This window comes from Actinokineospora xionganensis (assembly GCF_014323725.1).
GTDB lineage: Bacteria > Actinomycetota > Actinomycetes > Mycobacteriales > Pseudonocardiaceae > Actinokineospora > Actinokineospora xionganensis.
Genome location: NZ_JABVED010000025.1, coordinates 59,227 through 66,364 on the forward strand (window position 1 = coordinate 59,227; position 7,138 = coordinate 66,364).

Annotated in this window: 7 protein-coding genes and 1 pseudogene; 3 read left to right on the forward strand and 5 right to left on the reverse strand. The window is 68.8% G+C overall.

From position 1 onward, the window contains the following. Positions 1-6: 6 nt before the first annotated feature. From GPZ80_RS29040 to GPZ80_RS29055, 4 genes and pseudogenes are all read right to left on the reverse strand, one after another. Positions 7-1,290, reverse strand: a complete 1,284-nt coding sequence (locus tag GPZ80_RS29040) for an ATP-grasp domain-containing protein (protein ID WP_187224293.1) — start codon at positions 1,288-1,290, stop codon at positions 7-9. A 22-nt stretch (positions 1,291-1,312) separates the two neighbouring features. Then, positions 1,313-2,497, reverse strand: coding sequence for a zinc-dependent alcohol dehydrogenase (locus GPZ80_RS29045; protein WP_187224294.1), 1,185 nt, complete (start codon positions 2,495-2,497; stop codon positions 1,313-1,315). 330 nt (positions 2,498-2,827) lie between these two features. After that, positions 2,828-3,277, reverse strand: a pseudogene (locus GPZ80_RS29050) (SRPBCC family protein); the annotation flags it as partial. 67 nt (positions 3,278-3,344) lie between these two features. Next, entirely contained in the window at positions 3,345-3,689 is a 345-nt protein-coding gene (locus tag GPZ80_RS29055) for an ArsR/SmtB family transcription factor (RefSeq protein ID WP_187224296.1), read from the reverse strand. Between the two features lie 58 nt (positions 3,690-3,747). On the opposite strand from GPZ80_RS29055, the gene GPZ80_RS29060 reads away from it, so the two are divergent. Beyond that, positions 3,748-4,740: a cation diffusion facilitator family transporter gene (locus GPZ80_RS29060; RefSeq protein ID WP_187224297.1), complete on the forward strand. Its 993-nt coding sequence runs from the start codon at positions 3,748-3,750 to the stop codon at positions 4,738-4,740. Positions 4,741-4,744: 4 nt separating this feature from the next. Here the strand turns inward: GPZ80_RS29060 and GPZ80_RS29065 are convergent, their stop codons facing one another. Next, a complete protein-coding gene (locus GPZ80_RS29065) occupies positions 4,745-5,317 on the reverse strand; it encodes a TetR/AcrR family transcriptional regulator (protein WP_187224298.1) in 573 nt (190 codons plus the stop codon). A gap of 86 nt (positions 5,318-5,403) precedes the next feature. On the opposite strand from GPZ80_RS29065, the gene GPZ80_RS29070 reads away from it, so the two are divergent. Both GPZ80_RS29070 and GPZ80_RS29075 read left to right on the forward strand, forming a co-directional pair. Further along, the gene (locus GPZ80_RS29070) at positions 5,404-6,495 is read left to right on the forward strand and encodes a cytochrome P450 (RefSeq protein ID WP_187224299.1); all 1,092 of its coding nucleotides are present in this window, start codon (positions 5,404-5,406) and stop codon (positions 6,493-6,495) included. A 4-nt stretch (positions 6,496-6,499) separates the two neighbouring features. After that, a complete protein-coding gene (locus GPZ80_RS29075) occupies positions 6,500-7,135 on the forward strand; it encodes a class I SAM-dependent methyltransferase (protein ID WP_187224300.1) in 636 nt (211 codons plus the stop codon). Positions 7,136-7,138: the final 3 nt, after the last annotated feature.

A 7,138-nucleotide genomic window follows, 5' to 3' on the forward strand; every position in this document is an offset into this window, starting at 1 on the left:
CGGGTGCTATCCCCCCTCGAAGTCGAAGCGCAGCGCGGCGACACACCGGTCGTACTTCTCGCGCAGCTGCGCGGGTCCGTCCGCGCCCACCACGATCTCCGCGAGCTCATAGCTGTAACTGTCCTGTCCGGACAGCTCCGAGAGCCGAGACCCGTCGGCGGCCCGGCGGTACACGCTGACCCCGCCGATCCTGTCCTCAATGGACTTGATCTCCTCGGTCGTCGGCCCCCGCGTCAGCAGCCCGTCGTCGAAGCGACGCAGGTACCAGCGTGCGGCCAGGTCGTACGGGCCGCCGTCGAGCGGGCGCCGCGGGTCTTCCCCGAGCGCCACCTTGAGCATGTAGTGGTGGTTCGGGAAGCCGTTGACCAGCGCGAACATCTCGGCATGGGACTGCGAGTGGCGCGGGTTGATCTCCAGCAGGCTGACCTCGCCGGTCTCGGGATCGCAGAAGTACTCGATGCTGAAGGTTCCCGGATCGAACCCGACCCCCTTCATCACCCGCTTGGACACGTCGACGAGCCTGCGCTGAACCTCCTCGGGCAGCTGCGACGGGTACTGGTGCCGCAGGAAGCTCGACACCTGCGGGTACACCAGGGAATCGAGCACGGCGTAGATCTCGACGTCGCCGTCGAGGCTGTACCCCTCGACCGCGGCCCTCGCCCCGCTCAAGGCGCGCTCGGCCAACGCGACCTGCCCGCCCGCGTCGGCGATCTCGGGCGGCAGGTCGGCCTGGTCGAGCAGGTAGTCGAACGGTTCGCCCACGCGGCCGATCCCGTCGGCGATCTCGGCCACGGCCGACCGGAATTCCGCGTCGTCGGTCACCTCGAACGCCAGGTCCGAGGAGAACGACTTGACCGGCTTGAGCCAGAAGGGAAAGCGCAGCGGAGGCTTGTCATCGTCGAGTTCGACCAGCGCGAACTCGGGGTGCTCGGTGATCACCTTCCGCTGCTCGAGCCTGCTCCAGTACTTGTGCTCGCACTTGAGCACCGACTCCAGGCTCGCTGCCCGCACGCCGAACTCGCGGCACAGCAGCGGAAGCATGGTGCTCACCGGGAAATCCCAGTAGCCGACGATGGCGTCGATCGTGTCGTCGAAGGACGTCAGCACCTTCCTGGCCTTGTCGAGCAGGTCGACGATCGGGATCTCGCCCTTCTGCAGCTCCTCGAGCGTGAGCAGGCCGTGGAACCGGTAGCGGTCCGCGTCCGGCACCTGGCGTAACAGCGCGTGGTTCACTTCGTCGAGACCGATGACGACAATGTTCTTTGGGGACACCGTGTTCTTGCGGGACATGGTTCTCCTGGTTCGTCGTCGGTCAGGGTCGCAACAGGATCTTCACCGCTCCATCCTGCTTGCGTTGGAACATCTCGTAGGCGTGCGGCGCCTGCGCCAGCGGGATCTTGTGGGTGGCGAACGACTCCGTGCCCAAGGGGTCTTCGTCGGTGAGCAGCGGCAACAGGTCGCTGACCCAGCGCCAGACGTTGGCCTGGCCCATCCGCAGCTGGATCTGCTTGTCGAACATGGTCAGCAGCGGCATCGGGTCGGCCATGCCGCCGTAGACGCCGATCACCGAGATGGTGCCGCCGCGCCGGACGATGTCGATCGCCAGGCGCAGCGCGTGCAGCCGGTCGACCCCGGCCCGGCGCATGAAGGCCGCGGCGACGGTGTCGGGCAGGAAACCGGTGAGCTGCTGGGCGGTCTTGGCCACGGGAGCGCCATGTGCCTCCATGCCGACCGCGTCGATGACCGAGTCGGCGCCGCGGCCATCGGTGCGGGAGCGGATCACGTCGGCGAGGTCGCTGCCGTGCTCACGCAGGTCGAGGGTCTCGATGCCGCGTTCCCTGGCCCGCTCCAGCCGTTCGGGCACCAGGTCGACGCCGATCACTTTGCCCGCGCCGCGGTGTTTGGCGATGCGGGCCGACATGTCACCGATGGGTCCGAGACCGAGCACGACCACGCTGCCCTCCGGCGGAATCGCGGCGTACTCGACGGCCTGCCAGGAAGTAGGCAGCACGTCGGAGAGGTAGACGAACCGGTCGTCCGGCGGGCCGTGCGGGACCTTGATCGGCAGCGTGTCGCCGAACGGGACCCGCAGGTACTCGGCCTGACCACCCGGGACCTGGCCGTAGAGCTTGGTGTAGCCGAACAGCGCGGCGCCCATCCCCTGCTCGCGGACCTGGGTGGTCTCGCACTGCGAGTGCAGGCCGTGCCCGCACATGAAGCAGGTCCCGCAGGAGATGTTGAACGGCACCACCACGCGGTCGCCCGCCTTCAGCGAGCGCACGTCGGGACCGACCTCCTCGACCACGCCCATCGGTTCGTGGCCGAGGATGTCGCCCTCGTCGAGGAAGGGGCCGAGCAGTTCGTAGAGATGCAGGTCCGAGCCACAGATGCCGCTGGCGGTGATGCCCACGATGACGTCGGAGGACTCCTTGATCACCGGGTCGGGCACGGACTCCACGCGCACATCGCGCTTGCCGTGCCAGGTGACGGCCTTCATCTCGCTCAACCTCCAGTGTCCGGGGGTGGAACCTGTCGGGTTCCCCTGAGCGGACACGCTTACACATCCGCGGGCGCCGAGCCCGGAACCAGTGCCGCTCAACGGGATCGGCCGCGGACACAGCCGTCCCCCACGGCGATTCCATGGGGGACGGTGCCTATCGGTATCCGGTCACAGCGGCGGCCGCGGATCGGTCTTAGGGGAAAGACCGCCGGTGTCCGGGTCGTCCGGCAGCAGCCCGCTCACGCCCGGCCCGCCGGGCCGGATGCCCGCGCCCGGCTTGCCCGCCTGGGTGCTGGAGCCCTGGGCGGTGGACTGCTCCGTCGTGCTCTCCACCGAGCCGCGCCACGCGCCGGTCTCCCGGCCGCCGCGCTCCTCGATGAACTCCTTGAACCGCTTCAGGTCGCCCTTGACCCGACGGTCCAGCACACCGAGCTTGTCGGCGACGTTCTCGACGAAGCCCTCCGGATCGATGTTCATCTTCGCGGTGACCCGAGTGGTCCGGGCGTCGACCTTGTCGAAGGTGACCTTCCCGGCGTGGTCCGGTCCCGCGTCAGAGCGCCATGAGACGCACTGGTCGGGGATCTGCTCGACGATCGTCGCGTCGAACTCGCGGGTCACCCCGCCGACCTTGGTCACCCAGTGCACGTGGGTGTCGTCAAGCTGGCGCACCTGCTCGACGCCCTCCATGAAGCGCGGGAAGGTCTCGAACTGAGTCCACTGGTTGTAGGCGTCGGTCACCGGAACTCCGACCTCCACGCTCTCGGTGATCGTGCTCAACGAGATCACTCCTTCCTTGCGTCGTCTGGAACCCACGACATACCCAAGGAAGCGCCGGTCTACACGGTCACCCGTGGTGCGGGATGCCGCGCACGGCGTGGTCGGCGAACTCCATCGCCTCGTTGACCAGCCCCGACAGGTGGCCGCTCACCACGCGGTAAACCATCCGCCTGCCTTCGCGGCGGACACGAACCAGGCCCGCCAGCCGGAGCCTGCCGAGATGCTGCGACACCGACGACCGCGACGCGCACACCTGCCCCGCGAGGGTGTTGACGTCCTGCTCCCCCGCCGCGAGCAGCCGCAGCAGGGCGAGTCGGGTCGGGTCGGCCAGCATCGCCAACACCTCGGCGGCAACCCGGTATCGCTCTTCCTGCGAGCCGGTGGCAGTTGCCATGTCATTGTGCGCGCGCATGGTTGCATATTGCTCCTGAGCAGGGCATTCTGCAAGCTTAGAGAGCTGAGGAGGCCAGATGAGCCACGGTCACGGACACTCGCACAAGCACCGCCTTCGCCACCTGCTGAAACCCCACAGCCACGACAGCGCCGACCGCGTCGACAGCGCCCTGGAGGCGAGCAGGCGCGGCATGCGCACCCTGGTCTGGTCGTTCGCGGCGCTCCTGGTCACCGCCGTCGCGCAGTTGGCCGTTGTGGTGGTGAGCGGGTCGGTGGCGCTGCTGGGCGACACCGTGCACAACTTCGCCGACGCCCTGACCGCGGTGCCGATCGGCGTCGCGTTCCTCCTCGGCAGGCGGGTGGCGACGCGGCGCCACACCTATGGGCTCGGCCGGGCGGAGGACCTCGCCGGCGTCGTCGTCGTGCTGGTCATCGCCGGGTCGGCGGCCTTCGCGGGCTGGCAGGCGATAGACCGACTGATCGACCCGCAGCCGGTGCGGCACCTGTGGGTGGTGGCCGCGGCGGGCGTGGTCGGCTTCGCGGGCAACGAAATCGTGGCGCGCTACCGCATCAGGGTCGGCCGTGAGATCGGCTCGGCCGCCCTCGTCGCGGACGGCCTGCACGCGCGCACGGACGGCTTCACCTCACTGGCCGTCGTCCTCGGCGCGCTCGGCGTCGGTCTCGGATTCCCGTTGGCGGACCCGATCATCGGTCTCGCGATCACGGCGGCGATCCTGTTCGTCCTGCGCGACGCGGCGAAGGAAGTGTTCGCCCGGCTGATGGACGCGGTCGACCCGGCGGCCGTCGAACTGGCCGAACGCACCGCCGCGGACACTCCGGGCGTCAACGCCGTCGGCCAGGTCAGGATGCGCTGGATCGGCCACACCCTGCGCGCGGAACTGTCAGTCAGTGTCGACGCGGCGTTGACCGTCGAACAGGCCCACCACATCGCCCACGACGTCGAACACCGCCTGGTGCACGCCGTCCCCCGCCTCGGCGCGGCAACCGTCCATACCGAGCCCGCCGCCCGTGCGGAAGTCGCCCACCAGGCACTCGCACACCACCACTGACCAACTACCGGGCGCGGGCGGCTTGTAGGACGCCGTGCACGACGAGACTGATTCGCTCCGCCGCGTCGTCGGGGTCCGGGCTGCCCTCGTCGAGCCAGGCGATGACCGCCTCGATGGTGACCGTGTGCAGCATCCGCGCCGCCCACTTCGCCCACGCGGGATCCGGGATCAGGCCTTCGATGTGCCGCAGCGCGGTGCGCACGCCGTCGTCGACGATGGTGTCGACCAGGTCGCGGAACTCGGGCTCGCGGGCCGCGTGGTGGAACAGCAGCCGGAAACCCTCCGGGTCGGCGGAGGCCGCGCGTAGGAGCGCCGGGATGCTCTGCTCGTCGTAGTCGTCGTCGCCCGCGCTGTCTTTCAGTCGCGTGCAGGCGCGCTCCAGCACGGCGCGGTACATGTCGGTCTTCGAATCGAAGTGCCGGTAGAGCAGCACGCGGGTGATTCCCGCTTCCGTCGCGACGTCATCAAGGTTGGTCGCGCTGAACCCCGCGCGGGCGAACGCCCGGGTGGCCGCGTCGAGGATCTGTTCCCGACGTTCGACCCGCGGCATGCGGCGGGTCTCGGGCGTTGCCGACATCGCGATCTCCTCTTGTTTACACAGCAGTCTACATATAGCGTTGTTTACAGTTAGGTATACAACCTGCCGTAAACGATGGGAGTGCCATGCCGCAGCGGATCCAGACCGCAACCGGAGATGACGCCTGGCTGGTCACACGACACGCCGACGTCCGCGCCCTGCTGGCGGACACCAGGCTCGGCCGGTCACATCCCGACCCGGCCAACGCCGCCCGCTCCAGTGAGTCCGCACTGTTCGGCGGACCCCTCGGCGACTTCGACACCGAGCGCGCCGACCACGCCCGGATGCGCTCGCTGATGCAGCCGCACTTCACCCCGAGGCGCATGGAGGCGCTCCGCGGCCGGGTCGAAGCGCTCACCGCCGAGTTGCTCGACGACTTGGCCCGGCAACCCGGCGCGGCGGACTTGAACCAGGCACTCGCGGTGCCGCTGCCGATCCTGGTCATCTGCGAACTGCTCGGCGTGCCCTACGTCGACCGCGACCAGTTCCGCGCGTGGAGCCTGGCCGCGGCCGACACAGTCGACCGAGCCCGGTCCGAGCAAGGACTCGCCGACCTCTACGACTACGGGACCCGACTGGTCGCGCTCAAACGCGATGAGCCCGGCGACGACGTGATCACCCGACTGTGCACGGCCGAGGGAGTCACCGACCCGGAGATCGCCGGGCTGGCGATGTCGCTGCTGTTCGCCGGACACGAGACGACCGTCGTACAGATCGGCTTCGGTGCCTTGCTGCTGCTGACCAATCCCGACCAGCGGCAAGCCATCACGGACAACCCCGACCTGATCCCGAACGCCGTCGAGGAGATGCTCCGTGCCCGGGAGAGGTCCGTGACCGGCATACCGAGATATGCCCGCGAGGACGTCGAGATCGACGGAACCGTTATGCGGGCGGGAGATCTGGTCCTGCTCGATCTCAGTTCGGCCAACCACGACCCCGCCGTCTTCCCCGACCCCGAGCGGTTCGACATCACCCGCCGCACCGCCGCCCACGTGTCGTTCGGCCACGGCGGGCACTACTGCGTCGGCGCGCCGCTCGCCCGAATGGAGCTGCGCGCGGTCTTCAGCCAACTCGTCACCCGGTTTCCCACGATGCGGCTCGCGATTCCGTTGGCGGACCTGCGAATCCGCCAAGACGTGCTGACCGGCGGCTTGGCCGAACTCCCGGTAGCGTGGTGACACCGTGACCGATCACCATCGCCAGTGGGACCGCTACGCCGACCGCTACGACCGCGACATCGGCTTCTTCGAACGCGTGCAGTTCAAGGGCGGCCGGGAGTGGGTGTGCTCGCAGGCCACGGGCGACGTGCTGGAAGTGGCCGTGGGCACGGGACGGAACCTGCCGTTCTATCCGCCGGGCGTGCGGCTCACCGGACTCGACTTCAGCGCCGCCATGCTCGACATCGCCCGCACCCGCGTGCTGGAGACGCCGCACAAGGTCACCCTCATCCAGGGTGACGCCCAACGGCTGCCCTTCGACGACTCGTCGTTCGACACCGTGGTCTGCACTCTCGGCCTCTGCGGCGTCCCCGATGAGCGCGTCGCCATCGCCGAGATGCACCGCGTCCTGCGCCCGGGCGGACGGCTGTTGCTGCTCGACCACGTGGGCAGTCACCACAAGCCGATCCGGCTGGTCCAACGGTTGCTGGAACTCGTGACCGTCCGGATGATCGGCGACTACCAGACGCGTAGGCCACTGCCTCTGGTGGAACAGGCCGGTTTCACGGTCGAGCGGCGCGAGCGGCTCAAGGCGGGCACGGTGGAACGGGTCGCGGCGACCAAGGGCACTAGGCCGTGTCTCGAAGTCCTGACCAGCTGAGAT

Bases quoted from the DNA above. Each gene is read 5' to 3' on its own strand.
- GPZ80_RS29040 (WP_187224293.1), bottom strand. From the start codon at position 1,290: ATGTCCCGCAAGAACACGGTGTCCCCAAAGAACATTGTCGTCATCGGT.
- GPZ80_RS29045 (WP_187224294.1), bottom strand. From the start codon at position 2,497: ATGAAGGCCGTCACCTGGCACGGCAAGCGCGATGTGCGCGTGGAGTCC.
- GPZ80_RS29055 (WP_187224296.1), bottom strand. From the start codon at position 3,689: ATGCGCGCGCACAATGACATGGCAACTGCCACCGGCTCGCAGGAAGAG.
- GPZ80_RS29060 (WP_187224297.1), top strand. From the start codon at position 3,748: ATGAGCCACGGTCACGGACACTCGCACAAGCACCGCCTTCGCCACCTG.
- GPZ80_RS29065 (WP_187224298.1), bottom strand. From the start codon at position 5,317: ATGTCGGCAACGCCCGAGACCCGCCGCATGCCGCGGGTCGAACGTCGG.
- GPZ80_RS29070 (WP_187224299.1), top strand. From the start codon at position 5,404: ATGCCGCAGCGGATCCAGACCGCAACCGGAGATGACGCCTGGCTGGTC.